The sequence below is a fragment of the Bacillus sp. TL12 genome (assembly GCF_022625245.1).
GTDB lineage: Bacteria > Bacillota > Bacilli > Bacillales > Bacillaceae_G > Bacillus_A.
Genome location: NZ_JAJJBY010000010.1, coordinates 14,592 through 30,244 on the forward strand (window position 1 = coordinate 14,592; position 15,653 = coordinate 30,244).

16 protein-coding genes and 6 pseudogenes are annotated in these 15,653 nt (G+C 34.7%); 18 read left to right on the plus strand and 4 right to left on the minus strand.

From position 1 onward, the window contains the following. Positions 1-52: 52 nt before the first annotated feature. Positions 53-388, plus strand: a pseudogene (locus LOK41_RS11505) (PhzF family phenazine biosynthesis protein); the annotation flags it as partial. 26 nt (positions 389-414) lie between these two features. Here the strand turns inward: LOK41_RS11505 and LOK41_RS11510 are convergent. Beyond that, complete coding sequence (locus LOK41_RS11510; RefSeq protein WP_241816572.1) at positions 415-624, minus strand: hypothetical protein; 210 nt, start codon at positions 622-624, stop codon at positions 415-417. A gap of 158 nt (positions 625-782) precedes the next feature. On the opposite strand from LOK41_RS11510, the gene LOK41_RS11515 reads away from it, so the two are divergent. Genes LOK41_RS11515 through LOK41_RS11525 form a run of 3 tightly spaced genes read left to right on the plus strand, consistent with a single transcriptional unit; the run spans position 783 to position 3,086 of the window. Next, positions 783-1,637 (plus strand): aminoglycoside phosphotransferase family protein, encoded by an 855-nt coding sequence (locus tag LOK41_RS11515; RefSeq protein ID WP_241816573.1) that lies wholly within the window; start codon positions 783-785, stop codon positions 1,635-1,637. A 39-nt stretch (positions 1,638-1,676) separates the two neighbouring features. Next, positions 1,677-2,501 (plus strand): MBL fold metallo-hydrolase, encoded by an 825-nt coding sequence (locus LOK41_RS11520; protein WP_241816574.1) that lies wholly within the window; start codon positions 1,677-1,679, stop codon positions 2,499-2,501. Positions 2,502-2,516: 15 nt separating this feature from the next. Next, positions 2,517-3,086 carry an SGNH/GDSL hydrolase family protein gene (locus tag LOK41_RS11525; protein WP_241816575.1) on the plus strand — a complete coding sequence of 190 codons (570 nt, stop codon included), beginning with the start codon at positions 2,517-2,519 and terminating at the stop codon, positions 3,084-3,086. 40 nt (positions 3,087-3,126) lie between these two features. Here the strand turns inward: LOK41_RS11525 and LOK41_RS11530 are convergent, their stop codons facing one another. Next, positions 3,127-3,303 carry a DUF1272 domain-containing protein gene (locus LOK41_RS11530; RefSeq protein ID WP_241816576.1) on the minus strand — a complete coding sequence of 59 codons (177 nt, stop codon included), beginning with the start codon at positions 3,301-3,303 and terminating at the stop codon, positions 3,127-3,129. Between the two features lie 231 nt (positions 3,304-3,534). Here LOK41_RS11530 and LOK41_RS11535 point away from each other — a divergent pair, with 231 nt between their 5' ends. The 3 genes and pseudogenes from LOK41_RS11535 (at position 3,535) to LOK41_RS11545 (ending at position 6,000) form a co-directional block, all read left to right on the plus strand. After that, positions 3,535-4,404 carry a pentapeptide repeat-containing protein gene (locus LOK41_RS11535; protein ID WP_241816735.1) on the plus strand — a complete coding sequence of 290 codons (870 nt, stop codon included), beginning with the start codon at positions 3,535-3,537 and terminating at the stop codon, positions 4,402-4,404. Positions 4,405-5,015: 611 nt separating this feature from the next. Further along, positions 5,016-5,436, plus strand: a pseudogene (locus tag LOK41_RS11540) (VOC family protein). Positions 5,437-5,502: 66 nt separating this feature from the next. Beyond that, the gene (locus LOK41_RS11545; RefSeq protein WP_241816577.1) at positions 5,503-6,000 is read left to right on the plus strand and encodes a DinB family protein; all 498 of its coding nucleotides are present in this window, start codon (positions 5,503-5,505) and stop codon (positions 5,998-6,000) included. Between the two features lie 335 nt (positions 6,001-6,335). Here LOK41_RS11545 and LOK41_RS11550 read toward each other — a convergent pair whose 3' ends face one another. Next, complete coding sequence (locus tag LOK41_RS11550; RefSeq protein ID WP_241816578.1) at positions 6,336-7,223, minus strand: DMT family transporter; 888 nt, start codon at positions 7,221-7,223, stop codon at positions 6,336-6,338. A 221-nt stretch (positions 7,224-7,444) separates the two neighbouring features. On the opposite strand from LOK41_RS11550, the gene LOK41_RS11555 reads away from it, so the two are divergent. Both LOK41_RS11555 and LOK41_RS11560 read left to right on the plus strand, forming a co-directional pair. Next, the gene (locus LOK41_RS11555; protein ID WP_241816579.1) at positions 7,445-7,645 is read left to right on the plus strand and encodes an SH3 domain-containing protein; all 201 of its coding nucleotides are present in this window, start codon (positions 7,445-7,447) and stop codon (positions 7,643-7,645) included. A gap of 48 nt (positions 7,646-7,693) precedes the next feature. Then, complete coding sequence (locus tag LOK41_RS11560) at positions 7,694-8,455, plus strand: glycosyltransferase family 2 protein (RefSeq protein WP_241816580.1); 762 nt, start codon at positions 7,694-7,696, stop codon at positions 8,453-8,455. Between the two features lie 250 nt (positions 8,456-8,705). Here LOK41_RS11560 and LOK41_RS11565 read toward each other — a convergent pair whose 3' ends face one another. After that, positions 8,706-9,146, minus strand: coding sequence for a hypothetical protein (locus LOK41_RS11565; RefSeq protein ID WP_241816581.1), 441 nt, complete (start codon positions 9,144-9,146; stop codon positions 8,706-8,708). Between the two features lie 97 nt (positions 9,147-9,243). Here LOK41_RS11565 and LOK41_RS11570 point away from each other — a divergent pair. The 9 genes and pseudogenes from LOK41_RS11570 to LOK41_RS11605 form a co-directional block, all read left to right on the plus strand. Continuing rightward, positions 9,244-9,766 (plus strand): annotated as a pseudogene (locus tag LOK41_RS11570) (DnaB-like helicase C-terminal domain-containing protein); the annotation flags it as partial. A 347-nt stretch (positions 9,767-10,113) separates the two neighbouring features. After that, the gene (locus LOK41_RS28960; RefSeq protein WP_277818588.1) at positions 10,114-10,248 is read left to right on the plus strand and encodes a hypothetical protein; all 135 of its coding nucleotides are present in this window, start codon (positions 10,114-10,116) and stop codon (positions 10,246-10,248) included. A 177-nt stretch (positions 10,249-10,425) separates the two neighbouring features. Next, positions 10,426-10,740 (plus strand): annotated as a pseudogene (locus LOK41_RS11575) (GNAT family N-acetyltransferase); the annotation flags it as partial. Continuing rightward, a pseudogene (locus tag LOK41_RS11580) lies at positions 10,730-11,575 on the plus strand (M6 family metallopeptidase); the annotation flags it as partial. The pseudogenes LOK41_RS11575 and LOK41_RS11580, both read left to right, overlap by 11 nt. 200 nt (positions 11,576-11,775) lie before the next feature. Then, positions 11,776-12,183 carry a MerR family transcriptional regulator gene (locus tag LOK41_RS11585; RefSeq protein ID WP_098360323.1) on the plus strand — a complete coding sequence of 136 codons (408 nt, stop codon included), beginning with the start codon at positions 11,776-11,778 and terminating at the stop codon, positions 12,181-12,183. Between the two features lie 125 nt (positions 12,184-12,308). Further along, positions 12,309-13,631 carry a hemolysin family protein gene (locus LOK41_RS11590; protein ID WP_241816582.1) on the plus strand — a complete coding sequence of 441 codons (1,323 nt, stop codon included), beginning with the start codon at positions 12,309-12,311 and terminating at the stop codon, positions 13,629-13,631. A gap of 53 nt (positions 13,632-13,684) precedes the next feature. Next, positions 13,685-14,094: pseudogene (locus tag LOK41_RS11595) on the plus strand (ATP synthase subunit I). Between the two features lie 198 nt (positions 14,095-14,292). Further along, complete coding sequence (locus LOK41_RS11600; RefSeq protein WP_241816583.1) at positions 14,293-14,508, plus strand: DUF6366 family protein; 216 nt, start codon at positions 14,293-14,295, stop codon at positions 14,506-14,508. Between the two features lie 309 nt (positions 14,509-14,817). Continuing rightward, positions 14,818-15,363, plus strand: coding sequence for a DUF2179 domain-containing protein (locus LOK41_RS11605; RefSeq protein WP_241816584.1), 546 nt, complete (start codon positions 14,818-14,820; stop codon positions 15,361-15,363). Positions 15,364-15,653: the final 290 nt, after the last annotated feature.

Below are 15,653 nucleotides of genomic sequence, written 5' to 3' on the forward strand. Positions count from 1 at the left end.
AGTGAATGCAATGTACAATCTTACAACCGTTCAAAACATATTTGGTCCTTCGAAAAAAGTATTAAATGGTTTATCACATGCAATGACGATTGAAGAAACGTATGATGAAGCAGCACATATGCATGGTCGGCATTTTTCATCACCTTATTCTGGAACAATTGAAGATCCAGTGACGAGAACAGCTTCTGGCGTAATGGGGGCGTATTATGCTAAGTTTTTGAGTAAAGATTTTGATAGTGAAATGAAATTAATTGTTGAACAAGGATAAGAAATGAATAAGGACGGTCGTGTGGCTGTTTATGTAACAAAGAATCAGGAAGACCATTCACTGCAAGGTGAGATTTCGGGAGCTGCGGTGTATGTAAAAGAGTTTCAAATTTCGATTTAAAAAAGTTCGGTATATAACCGAACTTTTTATCTATTTACAACTTCAATAAAAGATGTATTTCCATTTTGCCTCATTACGGAATGGAAATTGTGATTTTCTAATGTTTCTGCAACTTGCTTCAATTGCTGGGTATCATCATGGTGAATTAGCAGACTATCTGCGCCACTTTCTTCAATGTGGATATGTGTAACATTACCGATAGCTTGATTTACAGCTTGTAAAAAATCGGGTTTCATATATGTCCTCCTAATATGTATAAGTATTTTTTCTAGCATGCCCAGTATGTATCAAAATTACAAAAAAATATGTATAAGGAAGAGGATATTAAAGGTTTTTTTCTGTAGTTGTCAAATAATAATAAAGTTGCTTCATATATAGAATGAGGGGAATAAAGATGGATATTACCAAAGTGATTGAGCAATTAGTTGTAAATAAAGTGATTATCGATTCTCCTACAACATACAAGAAATTAACGGGCGGTACGATGAGTGAGTTATATGTAATCGAAGGAAATGAGCCGTACGTTATAAAGATAAATGAACCAAAAGTTATCGAAGAAGAAGCATATTTTCTTACCTTTTATGAAAATAAAAGTATATTTCCTAAGCTTTTGTATGTTGACCCATTATATAGATATATGGTGTATTCATTTATTCCTGGTTCCATACGTTGTGATGCGGGGAATAAAAAGGATATTCTTTTTACACTTGTCCAGAAAGTGGTTCATACATATAAACCAGCTATGAAAATGGATCAGTGGGGATGGAAAGAAGAACCGGTAGCCTCTTGGCAGGACTTTCTTTTAGAAAGGGTAATGGAGACCTGCGAGAATGTGAGGGCTTATATAGCAGAAGCCGATTTTCAAACGCTTCTTAAATTAGTACGTAGTTCAAATAGAACGAGATATTGTAATCAACCATTTCTATTACACGGTGATTGTGGATTTCATAATTTTATATGTAAAGAAAATAAGTTATATGGCGTAATCGACCCTTTTCCAGTGCTGGGAGATCCAATATATGATTTAATTTATGCATTTTGTTCGACGCCAGAAGAGTTAACGACGGAAATGGTAGACGAGATAGTAGAAAAGAGTATATTCCGTAATAGAGCGAGGGAAGTTTTATATGAAGAAGTCGCAATTGTTTTATATTGCAGGCTAGATGCTTGTGTGAGACATCATCCAGAGGATTTGGATGCTTACTTAAAAGCTTGGCATTATTGGATGAATCAAATTCGTTACCAATGAAAGTTCACTAGAAAATAAAATGGGGATAGGAGAAATGTTATGAAAAATTTTGTTTGTACAACATGTGGCGTACAATATGCAGCAAGTGTAGAGGAACCAACGAATTGTATGATTTGTAATGAAGAGCGACAATATGTAAATCCGAAGGGGCAATCTTGGACAACGCTTGATGATTTACAAGCGAGCAACAAATATCAAAATGAAATGATTGAAGAAGAGGCAGGGCTATATAGTTTTACAACAAAACCAGAATTTGCGATTGGTCAAACAGCTTATTTGGTAAAAACAGAATCGTATCATTTGTTATGGGATTGCATTACGTATCTTGACGAAACTACAATTGAGAGAGTAAAAGAATTAGGGGGATTAGATGCAATTGCATTATCCCATCCGCACTATTATTCTACTCAAGTTGAATGGGCGGAAAGATTTGATGTACCAATTTATATACATGAAGATGATAGGCAGTGGGTGGCGCGTCCAAGTAAACATATTGTTTTTTGGTCAGGGGAATCATTGCAATTATCTGATGGAATTACAGTGCATCGTCTAGGTGGACATTTTAAAGGTGGGTCTGTGTTACATTGGTCAGAAGGGAATAATGGGAAAGGGATTTTATTGACAGGCGACATTATTCAAGTAGTAGCAGATCAAGAGTGGGTAAGTTTCATGTACAGTTATCCAAACTTAATTCCGTTACCAGCAAATAAAGTAGACGAGATGGCGAGAAGGGTCAAACCATTATCTTTTAATCGCTTGTACAATGCTTTTCACCGAGTAGTGAAAGAGAATGCGAATGAAGCGGTAGAACGCTCCGCGCAGCGTTATATTTCAGCGATAGAAGGTAAATTGTTTCATACATAAAGAGGAGATGTAGAAATGAATATATTAGTATGCTTTGGTGATAGCATTACAGCTGATGAAACATTTTGGAATGGAACACCGAGATTAACGCCACGTTTACAAGAGCAGTTTCCGAATTGGAAAATAGAAAATGCAGGTGTTTCTGGTGATAATACGTTCGATGCTTTGAGAAGAATAGAAGAAGATGTGCTATCTTATGAGCCGACATTTGTAACGGTCTTTTTTGGCGCAAATGATGCGGCATTTCATAAACAAGTACCACTACAAGAATATAAATCAAATTTAATGGGAATTGTAAAAAGAATTTCACCAGAAAAGGTGTTGCCAATTAGCCCAGCACCAGTGGACGAGGAAAGGCAGCACGCAAGAACAAACGAAGTATTATCGCAGTATGCAAAAGTGGTGGAAGAAGTAGCAAAACAAACTGGAAGTCACTTTCTTGATTTACATTCTCATATGATTAGAGAATTAGATTATAAGAAATTTGTAGAAAATGAAGAGCGTGATGGATTGCACTTTAGTGCTGTTGGCTATGAATATTTATCTGAGTTAATCGGAAGTAAATTAAAAGAGATTTTCAAATAGATGTTGCAAGGGAAAAGAAAAGCTGATAGTAGCTTTTCTTTTATGATTTCTTTTTCGGTCTACGCACTAATTCACCACCGCAGTTTGGACAAACATGCTGCGTTTTCTCTGTGCACGGTGCACAAAATGTACATTCGTACGTACAAATATAAGCTTCCGAATCTGTTTGCAGTGAAGTGCTACAAGTTTGGCAGTTTGTTTTCATTTCTAATGCCATCTGATTGCCTCCTATTTATATGAATTTTTATAATTTAATGATAATAAAGGTTGGAGAATATGTCCTTTTCAAATGAAAGTATATTTGGAAGTTAGTGTTGCGTTTGAAATGAAATATGATATTTGATTTATGGATCGATTATGCATTAAAAATGAACGGGATAAATTATTCACTTTATATACCTATTTATATAAAATTAAACAAGCAATACAGCAACAGGGGGTACATGTTTTGTTAGAAAATAATTATGATTTAAATCCAAAAAATAGTGTAAGTTTTAACAGTTTACGAGCTGACTGTGAGAACTGCTTCGGTTTGTGCTGCGTTGCATTACCTTTCGCAGCTTCAGCTGATTTTGCAGTTAATAAAGATGCTGGTAAACCATGTTCAAATCTGCAATCAGACTTTCGGTGTAGCATTCATAAAAATCTTAGGAAGAGCGGATTTAAAGGGTGCACCGTTTTTGAATGTTTCGGTGCAGGGCAAAAGGTTTCACAGGTGACTTTCAAAGGTGTTGACTGGAGAGAAGGTCCGGGACATGCAAAAAAGATGTATGAAGTTTTTCCGATTATGCACCAGCTTCATGAAATGCTTTGGTATTTAAATGAGGCTGTAGCGTTAAAAGCAACACGGTCGATTCATAAAGAGATTCGTGCTGCGATTGAAGAGACGGAGCGACTTTCTTATCTTAGCCCAGATTTGCTGATTGATGTAAATGTTCCATCACACCGAGCGTATGTAAATGAACTTCTTTTAAAGACAAGCAAACTAGTATGGACTGAGTCGCATTACAAGTATAAAAGTGCGAAAAAAAATAAAAGGACGAATCATCGAGGGGCAAACCTTATGGGGGCAAAGCTTAGAAGGGTGGATCTTAAGGGAGCGAATTTACGAGGGGCATATCTCATTGCTGCTGATCTCCGGGGAGCAGACTTAAGAATGGCTGACTTTATCGGTGCCGATTTACGAGATGCTGACCTTAGCGGAGCGGACCTTACGGATAGTATTTTTTTAACTCAAGTTCAGGTGAATGCAGCGAAAGGGGATGCCGATACGAAATTACCAAGTTTACTTTCTCGTCCTGCGCATTGGTCTGCTTGAGGAAAATATAAATTTTATCTTCATAAATACTAAAAAATACAGGCTATATTTTTGTAATGGGAATATATGTTGAATTGATAAGGGGTAAAATGAAAGAGGTGGGCATTGTGAGGGTTTTAGGACCTTTGCTAATGGCTCTCTTACCAGGGGTAATAATATATTGGCACTTACTTGGTGGTTTAGTAAAAAAGATTTTCCTTTTTTAAAATGGATGCTACCAGGTGTAATAACAATCACTGCTGCTATTTTATATAGGATTTGTAAATGTAAGAGGATTTGTAGGCGGAGCTTATAGTATCCTTTCTGTTTTTCTAATAATAGTTAGTATTGTATCTTTCTTCATTGGAAAAAGGGTTAATGTAAATCCGTAAAGCAATATGTTGGATATTAAGCTGAAAAAGCAGAAGAAAAGGATATTAAATAGACTAAACGAAGAAGAGGATATTATGTTCAATATATGAGCATATATCCTCTTTTCTTATACATATTAGATTAGTTATACAGATATTGAAAAATCATAAAGAAAATTGTGGGATTTTCAAAGGCAATAGGTACATAAAAAGAGAACATATTTATTAATGCTATTTGAATTACTGAAAGGAGAGAGTAGAATGAAAGATAAATTATTGAGGGTTGGAACTATTTATATTCCTGTTACCAATGTAGAACTTTCTTCAAAATGGTATGTAAACAAATTAGGTGCAGAGTTAAGTCATAAAGACGAAGACAAAGCTATTCTTAACTTTGCAAACCAAAGTTTTTTTTCTGGTTAAATCCCACGCAAATCAAAGCTTAAATTTTTATGATTTTTGTGATGAAGAGTGCTTCTCTTTAACATTTGAAGTTAATGGTTTACATGCACTTGAATCAATTCATAGTGATTTTATTAAAAAAGAAATAAAAGTTGGAGAAATCGAGAACAGAGGACACACTGGAAAGAACGTTGTTTTTTATGATTTAGATGGTAATAAATTTGATGTTTGGAGTGAATTAAGTCCCATCTTCAAAGAAAAATATCTAATATCGCAATAAGAGATTTTGATCATTCAATTCTTTTAATTTTGAAAGATTACACTAAACAGTGAGGAGATTGATTGTATGCAAGTTGTAACCAAAATGTTTGTAGAACAACTCGACATGCATTGTCATGAGAATGATTGGTTTGCATCCATGGATCAGGCACTTTATGGAGTCAGCGCAGCTGAGGCAGCATGGACAAGTTCGGGAACCAGCAATTCGATTTGGCAGATTGTCAACCACTTGATATTTTGGAATGAAGACGTAATCCATCGAATCAAGGTCACAGAGAATCCGCATAAGGCAGAAGACAATGAAGAAACCTTTGGAAATCCGGGGGATCCAGAAGACGAAATTGGGTGGGCCCAGACAGTGCAGCGCCTCAATGAAGTCATGAATAAATTAAAAACGGTCATTGCGGGCCTTGACGATGAAAAGTTAAAAGCTCCGTATGCAGCTAACAGGTACTCTATTGAGCGTTTACTCAGCAATATCATGATGCACGATACATATCATCTCGGCCAAATTGTTCTGTTGCGAAAGCTGCAATCCTCTTGGGGCGGCGTTGATTGGTCCTAAAGCACCATAATTCGCCCAGCCGTAGAAGTAGTATTGCAGGTGTGACCCCCCTTTACATTCTCTATATGGTGAAGCGGGTGATTTTCCTGCTTTATGGATGGCTAAACGGGTGCTTTTCTTCAATAAGCATATTCCACAATCGGGCGCGATTGTGGAATAAGAAAGGAGATTACATATTAGTCATATAAAATATGTAATCTCCTTTAATTTATTTACCTTTTTTAATTTAGGTTTTGATAAACCGGAATTCTTCTGCTTTTTTCTTTGCGTTTTTAATGTTGAAAAATTTGAGATTTATAATGCTAATTCAGTTGCGAAATGAAATCTTGTTATTGTTATTTTTTCTTTTCAAGTGTAGTTATCACGACACTAAATATAATAAGAGCACCACCAATGAAAAAATTACGATTCAACGTTTCATTTAAAAGGAACCACCCTAATAACGAACCGACAATTGGCTGGAAAAAGAAAAATAAAGAACCGATGCTAGCATCCATGAGCTCTAGGCCTTTATTCCAAAGAAAAAAGGCACCAGCAGTGGAGATGATTCCTAAATAGAGAATACCTAATATGATAGTGGTGCTTAAGTTTCCGATTGGACTTGATTGTAACTCCAAAATCATGCAAGGTGTAATGAAAAATAACGAAAAGAATATTGCATACGTTGTAATGACTAAGGATGAAAAGCGTGTAGAAGCAATTTTTACATAAATAGATAGTAAAGCCCACGTAATAGCTGCCCCAACTAAAATGATTGTGCCAATAAAGTAAGAACCAACCTCTATATCCCATCCAATAACAATAATGACGCCTAATGTAGCTAAGATGGTAGAAAGTATTCTAAGAGTCGTTAATTTTTCTTTCAAAATTAAAGTAGCAAATATGACCATAAATGCTGGCGTGGCCGATGTAACTAAAGAGCCTGTGTGCGCATCTGATAATTTTGTTCCAACAAATTGGCATGTTATTGAAATGAAGTAGCCAATGAAACCGATCCAAGCAAAAAGGAACCAGTCTCGTTTGTGAATATGAATTTTCTTTTTATTTTTTCGTTCAGATATTTTCAAAATCATATATAAAACGAAAAAAGCGATGATAAAGCGAAGCCAGACAAGTGTAAGCGGTGGAACAAAGTCGAGTACATATTTACTAATAACGTACATACCGCCCCAAATACTTGCTGCAAGTGATAAACAGATTGCTCCTAAAATTGTTTGTTTCATTGTGAAATACCTCCGTCTATTTGTAGGATTGTCATTCGAAATCCTAAGACGAGGCATATTTTATAAAGTATACGTATGCCCGCCTTAGATTATAGACGGATTACAGGTTGATCGTTTTCGAATAGGTTGTTGTAGTACATGAGAACCGCTCCTCTCGATATTTTATAGTTGTTTATCATAAATTAGTTTTATAATAGAATTATAACTTAATTTTCAGATTATTGGAGGAGGAAAATGAATATGTTGTAATTCAGTCTCATTGTAGTAATTATCCAGAGCCAATCAGTTTAGAGAAAGGAGATCAAGTGAGAGTTGGACATTCCTATTCAGGGCCTGAAAACTGGAACGATTGGGTAGATTGTCATGCTGAGTATAATAATTTGGCAGGATGGGTTCCGAAAATACAACCTAATGAATGTTAATATATGTTACGTATAATGAATATTTACTTTATAAAAAGGGGGAATATTATGACTGAAACAAACGAATTTTTAGGAGTTGATTGTAAACAAAATGTGAAGTTTTCTATTATAATCCCTGCACACAATGAAGAAAAGTACATTAGAAAATGTTTAGATTCAATTGCAAAGGCATCAGAGGCATATAAAAATCAAACTGAAGTCATAGTTGTTTTAAATCGTTGCACAGATAAAACAGAGGAAATAGCAAAGTCGTATAACTGTATTACATTAAAAAATAACGATAAAAATTTATCGAAAATCCGAAATGCAGGGGCCGAAATAGCGAGTGGAGAAATAATCATTACTATAGATGCTGATACCCAAATGACAGAGTCTATGTTGTCTAATATAGACAAATATTTAGCTTCAGGTAAATACATTGGCGGCGGGGTAACTGGAAAGTTTGAAAGAATATCTTTAGGAATATTTGTTTCCGCACTTTTAATAATAATCCCCTTACTTTTTAAGTATGGAGCTATATCAGTAGGGATTTTTTGGTGCTATAGAAAAGACTTTATGGCAATTAACGGCTTTAATGAAAATATGCTTATGGCAGAAGATGCAGATTTCGCTAAAAGATTAAAAAAATGGGGAAAGCAAAATAATAAGAAATTCGGTACAATTAAAAATGGAATGATAACTTCATGTAGAAGATTTGATAAACATGGGGACTGGGCTTTACTTAAAAATCCAAAAATAATATTAGCCTATCTAAAAGGAACTGATAAAAAATACGCAGATAAAACATATTATGATAACCAAGAAAGATAACTGTGAAGATTCCTATACAAATCATTTATCAAATGAACTAGTGAAACAAGATAAATAAAATTCACCAAAACTAAACTTTTGAATATTAGTTTGTTTTCAAATCTCCTACTTTTAGCCCGCATCAGCAGCTCATAAAAGCCCGATTGGTGAGGGCTAACAATCAGTGGGGGATGGAGAAAGCCCCCGCTGATTGAAGTTTCACTTTATTAAAATTCTATTTTTTGTGTATATTACCATTTAGAATATTCTTTCATTTCCTGATGTTTCGTTTAATTTGCTGATTTTCAAAAAAATAAACCTCTGTACCTGACCAAATAAAAACCCAACACACAATGCTTAATACTCCTGCAATATAGGCATGGTTGCTTGAAAGCTTCAAGAATATCACGCCAACAATAATACCGAGCACAAACAAAACAATAGCCTTTTTGACATTTCTAGCATATGTATATTCCTCTTCGTTCAAGAGGTTAGAAAAAGTGTTAAATGTGGCAGTTTTCAATGACTTTTCGTCAAAATCATTCTGACCTGAAAAAAATATGTCTACTTCTTTTCTTTTGCCACTGTGTAGCTTTGACAAAATAAAATCTTCAAGGTCAGAGCTTAGGTGAACATCATCTGAGCTATAATATCTTGAAAACGGAGTATCAGTTTCATCTAAATAGATATTTATACTTAATTCATCTTTCATGTTAACCCTTCTTTAAACCTGATGTACTAGTTGAAAGTCAACCTTTTATCAGTATGTTCAAGATAGCAACAATTTTTACGAAAACAGCGTTATAAAAATTGATGAACTGAGTGCAATTGAGGAAACAGGTTATTCAAGTGAATTTGACCTAAAAGGAACTCTTGTAGATCTGTATGTAAAAGTGCAAATTGATGTCGGAGATCTAACTGGCATCAATACAGGGTACAGCGACTTAAATCGAATGACTTCAGGCTTACAGGCTGGCGACTTAATCATTGTTGGAGCACACCCGGCAATGGGGAAAAAGGCATTTATACTGAACGTTGCCTATCATGCAACGAGTTCAGATACAGCAGTTGAAATCTTTTCGGTGGAGATGGGAGAAGAACAATTGCTCAAGTGAATGATTTCTAGTGCTGGTAATGTTGATGCAACGAAAATGAAAAAACCCAAGAAGCTTTGCAATATCAAAGACTGGAGAAGATTAGCCAAGCGATGGGACTAATTTATAATCTACCACTGGAAATATACGATAAGGAAAATGTAACAATGCAAGAAATTTATGCGAAGACTAGAAACTAAAACGTAAATATCCAGATGAAAATGTATTAATAGGGGTACTGCCGCATGACCATCAAGCTAAAATTTTATAGTACCCCCAGAACGAAATTTTGTACTAACTTGTAACAAAAAAGCTCATTTTTTCGTTTTGGGGTATTTGCTTTTCTTAACTTGATGGCGATGTGACGCTACCCCATTATGCAAAAGATAAAAATTGGAAGCCAATAGATGAAAAATAATAATTCCTTATTCAACTAACGCATGCATTAGTTGAACAACCTAAGGTTGCTTCGGTAGCCATTTTTTTGTACCAACTGGCAGTTTAGTTTTCAATATGTGAAAAGGGATTTCTAAGTGATTAATTGAATATACATTTATTGTTTACTAATTTTTGGGAGGTTCCTTTATGGGAGATAAGCTTTACTGTATTGCTGTATATCAAGTTCTTAATGAAGAAAGACTAGGAGCTTCGCACGGTTCTATAATAACTTATAGTGATGCTGTAACGGGATCTCCTGTTAGTGAGATAGGGTATTTTTAAATTTATTTATTATAGTAACGTACCCGAAGAGGTTGATATGGTGACATATCAACAAACTAAGGTGGTACCACGAAATTGCAACTTTCGTCCTCAAGAATTATTTCTTTGGGGTGAAAGTTTTTTTATTATATAAGTTTCATTATGTCATAATTTAAAGTTTCCGAGAGGAGAAATAATATGAATCCTATTTTATTAGATGTTCCGTTACAAATAGAAACAGACAGACTAATTCTTCGAGCACCACTTCAAGCTGGTGAAGGGAATGTAGTACACCAAGCTATCAAAGATTCAATTAGTGAATTAAAGCAATGGCTGCTTTTATTCCAGTCCATTCCTACTGTTGAAGAAACGGAAGTTATCCTGAGAAATGCGCATATAGATTTTTTGAAAAGAGAAAGCTTTCGCTATCTTATCTATCATAAGGGTACTAATGATTTTATTGGAACTGCTAGCCTTCACGGAATTAATTGGAAGATTTCTAAATGCAAAATTTAATTACAAATCGTTGTATGAAATTGAGACAGACTATGACTTCTTAGAAGTACATGCTGTTGCTGAAGATGGAACGAAAACATTAGTTGATAGGATTGGTAATAAAAATGTAAAAGATGGTGCAGATACATCTCTTGGAAAATGGGTTGACAAATCATATGATTTAAGCCAATTCAAAGGTAAAAAAGTGAAGCTTGTATTTGAATACATTACTGATGGTGGTTTAGCATTAAACGGATTTACTCTTGATAATGCTACATTAACTGTCGATGGAAATGTTGTGTTCTCTGATGATGCAGAAGGCGAAGCGAAATTAAAATTAAACGGTTTCGTTGTATCAGACGGTTTTTATAAGAAGAAGCATAACTACTATTTAGAGTGGAGAAACTATGCTGGTGCTGATCAAGCGTTAAAATATAGCAGCGGTGTACCATACAATACAGGGCTTCTTGTATGGTATGCGGACTCTAGCTTTACAGATAACTGGGTTGGTCTTCATCCGGGTGAAGGTTTCTTAGGGGTTGTTGACTCTCACCCAGAGGCAATTGTTGGAACGTTAAACGGCAAACCAACTGTTAAAAATAGTACAAGATTCCAAATTGCGGATGCTGTGTTCTCCTTTAACCAAACAACAGCGTGGAAAGTTGGATCTCCATTACGCGGAATATATGATTACAAAGGATTGCCAGGTGTAACGAAGTTTGATGATTCTAAAAAGTATATGAACGACTTAATCCCAGATGCAGGACGTAAAGTACCGAAGCTTGGATTGAAATTTGAAGTAGTTAGACAAGCGGATGATAATTCTGCAGGTGCAGTTCGTTTATATCGTTAATAATGGAGAAGCTGTTGAAGAGGATTCCTTTCAACAGCTTTTTTCATAGGAAAATAATATTAATAATATAAAGGAAATCTGCAGTGTATAGCAGATCTCTTTGTCTATCTTGTGAATGCTAAACCGTCACGTTTGACTGTACAGTTTATGTATTGTATGATGTTCTTAACATAAATGGGGAGGGAAAAATCGTTGGGAAGGTGTATCGAATCGGACAGTTGGCTCACTTGGCTCATGTATCGAAACGAACGATTGATTATTATACGAATCTAGGTATCTTAAAAGCGGAGCGATCTCAATCTAATTATCGCTACTACGATGAAACAGCATTTGAGACATTACAATTTATTGAGAAATGCAAGGAAATGCATATGCCGCTTTGTGAGATTAAAGAGAGGATCGAGGAGAGAAAGAAGCTGCTCGGTATCAATGAACACGTTTCGAAACAAGTGAATGAAGTGACAAACCATATCCATCAATTAGAAGCAGAACTAACACAGTTGAAATCTCTTTTAGATGGGTTAACAGATTCACAACGTGAAAAAATATCGAAATCTTTATCTGGTCAAACGACAACTTTACTACAAACTCTAGTACTATTGTTATAGTTAAAGTTGGATCCGACTCTTTTAATTTCTGTATAGCGCTATGTTTTCTAGAGAAACAGAGAATAAGAAAACATTATAAGTATACAGGAGGTGAACACCTTAGTTTTTTTAACTAAGGGGATTCATTGGAAATATTTAATTTAGTCATGGTTGCGATTTTAATCGCATTTACTGGATTTTTCGTTGCAGCAGAGTTTGCGATTGTTAAAGTACGTTCAAGTCGCATAGATCAGCTTGTTGCGGAAGGAAAACGCGGTGCGTTAGCAGCAAAAAAGGTAACAACAAACTTAGATGAATATTTATCTGCTTGTCAGTTAGGAATTACAGTTACAGCAATGGGATTAGGTTGGTTAGGTGAACCGACAATAGAAAAGCTATTGCATCCATTATTTGAGAAATGGAACTTAAATCCGTCTGTTTCACAAGTATTGACTTTTGGTCTTGCATTTATGACAATGACATATTTGCACGTTGTAGTAGGGGAATTGGCTCCAAAAACAATGGCAATTCAAAAGGCTGAAAGAGTAACTTTATTATTTGCTGGACCTTTAATGATGTTCTATAAAGTGATGTATCCGTTTATTTGGGTACTAAATGGTTCGGCGCGCGTCGTAACTGGCTTATTCGGTTTGAAACCAGCTTCTGAACATGAAGTAGCTCACTCTGAAGAAGAATTACGTCTTATTCTTTCAGAGAGCTATGAAAGTGGAGAAATTAACCAAGCAGAATATAAGTATGTAAATAATATCTTTGAATTTGATAACCGCATTGCGAAAGAGATTATGGTACCACGAACAGAAATCGTTGGTTTTTATCTCGAAGATTCAGTAGAAGAACACATGAAAATTATCCAAAGTGAACGATATACACGTTATCCGATCTTTGGAGAAGATAAAGATGATATTATCGGTATGGTCAATGTAAAAGACTTCTTTATTCGATACATGAAAGGCGATACAAAAGATTTATCATCTATTCGTACGTATATGCGTCCAATTATTGAAGTGATGGAAACAACTCCAATTCATGATTTACTTCTACAAATGCAGAAAAAGCGAATTCCAATGGCTGTTTTATATGACGAGTACGGAGGCACAGCCGGAATTGTAACGCTTGAAGATATATTAGAAGAAATCGTTGGCGAGATTCGTGATGAATACGATGAAGATGAACATCCGCCAATTCAACATGTGAATGAACATCACAAAATTGTTGATGGGAAAGTGTTGATTACAGAAGTAAAAGATTTATTTGGTCTACACATCGAGGAAGAAGATGTGGATACAATTGGCGGTTGGATTATGATGCAGAATCATGAAATTGAAGAAGGACAATGTGTGGAAGCCGAGGGATATGAATTTAAAGTTCTTGAAAAAGATGCATATCAAATTAAACGCGTTGAAATTCGGAAAATTGATCATCAACAAGAGAAAGCAGCAACTGTGTAAGTTGCTGCTTTCTTTTTTACCTATAGGAAAACTTGAAATAAGGAGCGGATATTTTGATTGAAGTTGCGTTACGAGTATACAAACTACAGCTGTATATGATTTTTAGTGGTTTACTACTTTTATGGACGATAACGCCTTTTCAAAGCAAGTTACTGGATTTGGGATTGGATTAGCAGTCAGTGCATACTGCCTATGGTTGTTAGCGAGAAGAGTTGAAAAAATTGGTAGAAGTATTGTATTAAAGCAACGCGCGCCGGGACTCGGGATTTTAAATCGTTTTGCTGCTGCTATATTGGGGGCAATCATCATGTATGAAATTGAACATGAAATGGAAATGTGGGCATTTGGTACAGGTATTTTAGGTGGTCACTTTTTAATGATTGCGAATTTAGCTTATGCAAATATACAGTTAGCAAGAGAAGAAGAGGAAAAAAGAAAAAAGATTGCAGAGGACTCGAAGTAAGAAGGTAAAAGGGAACCGAAAATGGTTCTTTTTTATCTTCTTATTTTTTTGTTATTTTCGCAAAGATCGCTATTTTTGATGTGTAAATTTAATAATGAAATATAATCTATAAAAAGGATCTTAGATAACCATTACAACAAGAATATAATTAGGAATTAAACAGTTATGTTAGAATTATAGAAAATAGGAGGTGCTAAAATGAATAAAGATAAAGAAACTCCTGAAAGAACAAGAGAAAGACTAAGACAAGAAGAACTAAAAAGAAACCCAACTGGAAATATCAATGATGCGTTTAATAGGGCTGGAACTGGAAACCTTGCTGATTTAGTAGGTAGTTTAGGTTGGAGGGGTATGGGCATTTTAATCCTTGTAATCATAATAGGTTTTATTGCCGCAGCAATATTCTTCAAGTAAGAAGATGTCTTTTTGAGGTCATTTGTTATGCGCTTTTTAAGATCTAAATTGTATTACGATTGTGGGTTTTTGAGATGATAGAATAAGCATTTGTTCCACTTGTTTTCTAAAGGAAAAATGTTTGTCTAATTCAAATCGAACCATATAATAAATCGCTATTAAAATGCATGATATATAGCGATAAATTATGAGAAAACAACCTATTTTTTATTTTTTCATGAAAAAATAAAAAAATTAAGAAAACCCATCGCTTTCTAAAGGGGATATATGTTATTATGACAAAAGACTTTTTGAAAGAGGTGGATGAAAATGTTACAAGCGCTACTTATTTTTGTACTTCAAATTATTTATGTTCCAGTTTTAACAATCCGGACGATTTTGCTTGTAAAGAACCAAACAAGATCCGCTGCTGGTGTCGGATTATTAGAAGGTGCAATTTATATTGTAAGTTTAGGAATTGTGTTTCAAGATTTATCAAATTGGATGAATATTGTAGCCTATGTCATTGGCTTTAGTACCGGACTATTATTAGGTGGTTATATAGAAAATAAATTGGCAATTGGGTATATTACATACCAAGTTAGTTTACTAGATCGTTGTAATGAGTTAGTAGATGAATTAAGACACTCTGGGTTTGGCGTAACTGTATTTGAAGGAGAAGGGATTAATTCGATTCGTTATCGTTTAGATATTGTTGCAAAACGTTCACGCGAGAAAGAGCTTTTGGAAATTATTAATCGAATTGCACCGAAAGCATTTATGTCTTCTTATGAAATTCGTTCTTTCAAAGGTGGTTACTTAACAAAAGCGATGAAAAAACGAGCGTTAATGAAGAAGAAAGATCATGCATCATAAAAAAGAAGTTGATTTTTTCTAATTTTGATAGTGACATTTATATAATGTTACATATTTTATAAAAAGAAAAGGATAGATGCAAGTAGAGAAAATCTGAGTGATCTATCCTTTTTTTGTTATAACTGCAATATCGTGTAGTATGAGAAGGTAATTTGTAGATATAATGGGATAAATATGATAGTTGTTTCACATTATTGCAGAAATAGCTGGAAATTGCATATACAGAAGTGTACAAAAGAATATGATAAGTGAATGAGGGAGTATTTCTGAAATATATAAATTATCTTATT

What these genes read in the sequence shown, in the direction of transcription:
- LOK41_RS11510 (WP_241816572.1), bottom strand. Translation starts at nt 624, where the DNA reads ATGAAACCCGATTTTTTACAAGCTGTAAATCAAGCTATCGGTAATGTT.
- LOK41_RS11515 (WP_241816573.1), top strand. Translation starts at nt 783, where the DNA reads ATGGATATTACCAAAGTGATTGAGCAATTAGTTGTAAATAAAGTGATT.
- LOK41_RS11520 (WP_241816574.1), top strand. Translation starts at nt 1,677, where the DNA reads ATGAAAAATTTTGTTTGTACAACATGTGGCGTACAATATGCAGCAAGT.
- LOK41_RS11525 (WP_241816575.1), top strand. Translation starts at nt 2,517, where the DNA reads ATGAATATATTAGTATGCTTTGGTGATAGCATTACAGCTGATGAAACA.
- LOK41_RS11530 (WP_241816576.1), bottom strand. Translation starts at nt 3,303, where the DNA reads ATGGCATTAGAAATGAAAACAAACTGCCAAACTTGTAGCACTTCACTG.
- LOK41_RS11545 (WP_241816577.1), top strand. Translation starts at nt 5,503, where the DNA reads ATGCAAGTTGTAACCAAAATGTTTGTAGAACAACTCGACATGCATTGT.
- LOK41_RS11550 (WP_241816578.1), bottom strand. Translation starts at nt 7,223, where the DNA reads ATGAAACAAACAATTTTAGGAGCAATCTGTTTATCACTTGCAGCAAGT.
- LOK41_RS11560 (WP_241816580.1), top strand. Translation starts at nt 7,694, where the DNA reads ATGACTGAAACAAACGAATTTTTAGGAGTTGATTGTAAACAAAATGTG.
- LOK41_RS11565 (WP_241816581.1), bottom strand. Translation starts at nt 9,146, where the DNA reads ATGAAAGATGAATTAAGTATAAATATCTATTTAGATGAAACTGATACT.
- LOK41_RS28960 (WP_277818588.1), top strand. Translation starts at nt 10,114, where the DNA reads ATGGGAGATAAGCTTTACTGTATTGCTGTATATCAAGTTCTTAATGAA.
- LOK41_RS11600 (WP_241816583.1), top strand. Translation starts at nt 14,293, where the DNA reads ATGAATAAAGATAAAGAAACTCCTGAAAGAACAAGAGAAAGACTAAGA.
- LOK41_RS11605 (WP_241816584.1), top strand. Translation starts at nt 14,818, where the DNA reads ATGTTACAAGCGCTACTTATTTTTGTACTTCAAATTATTTATGTTCCA.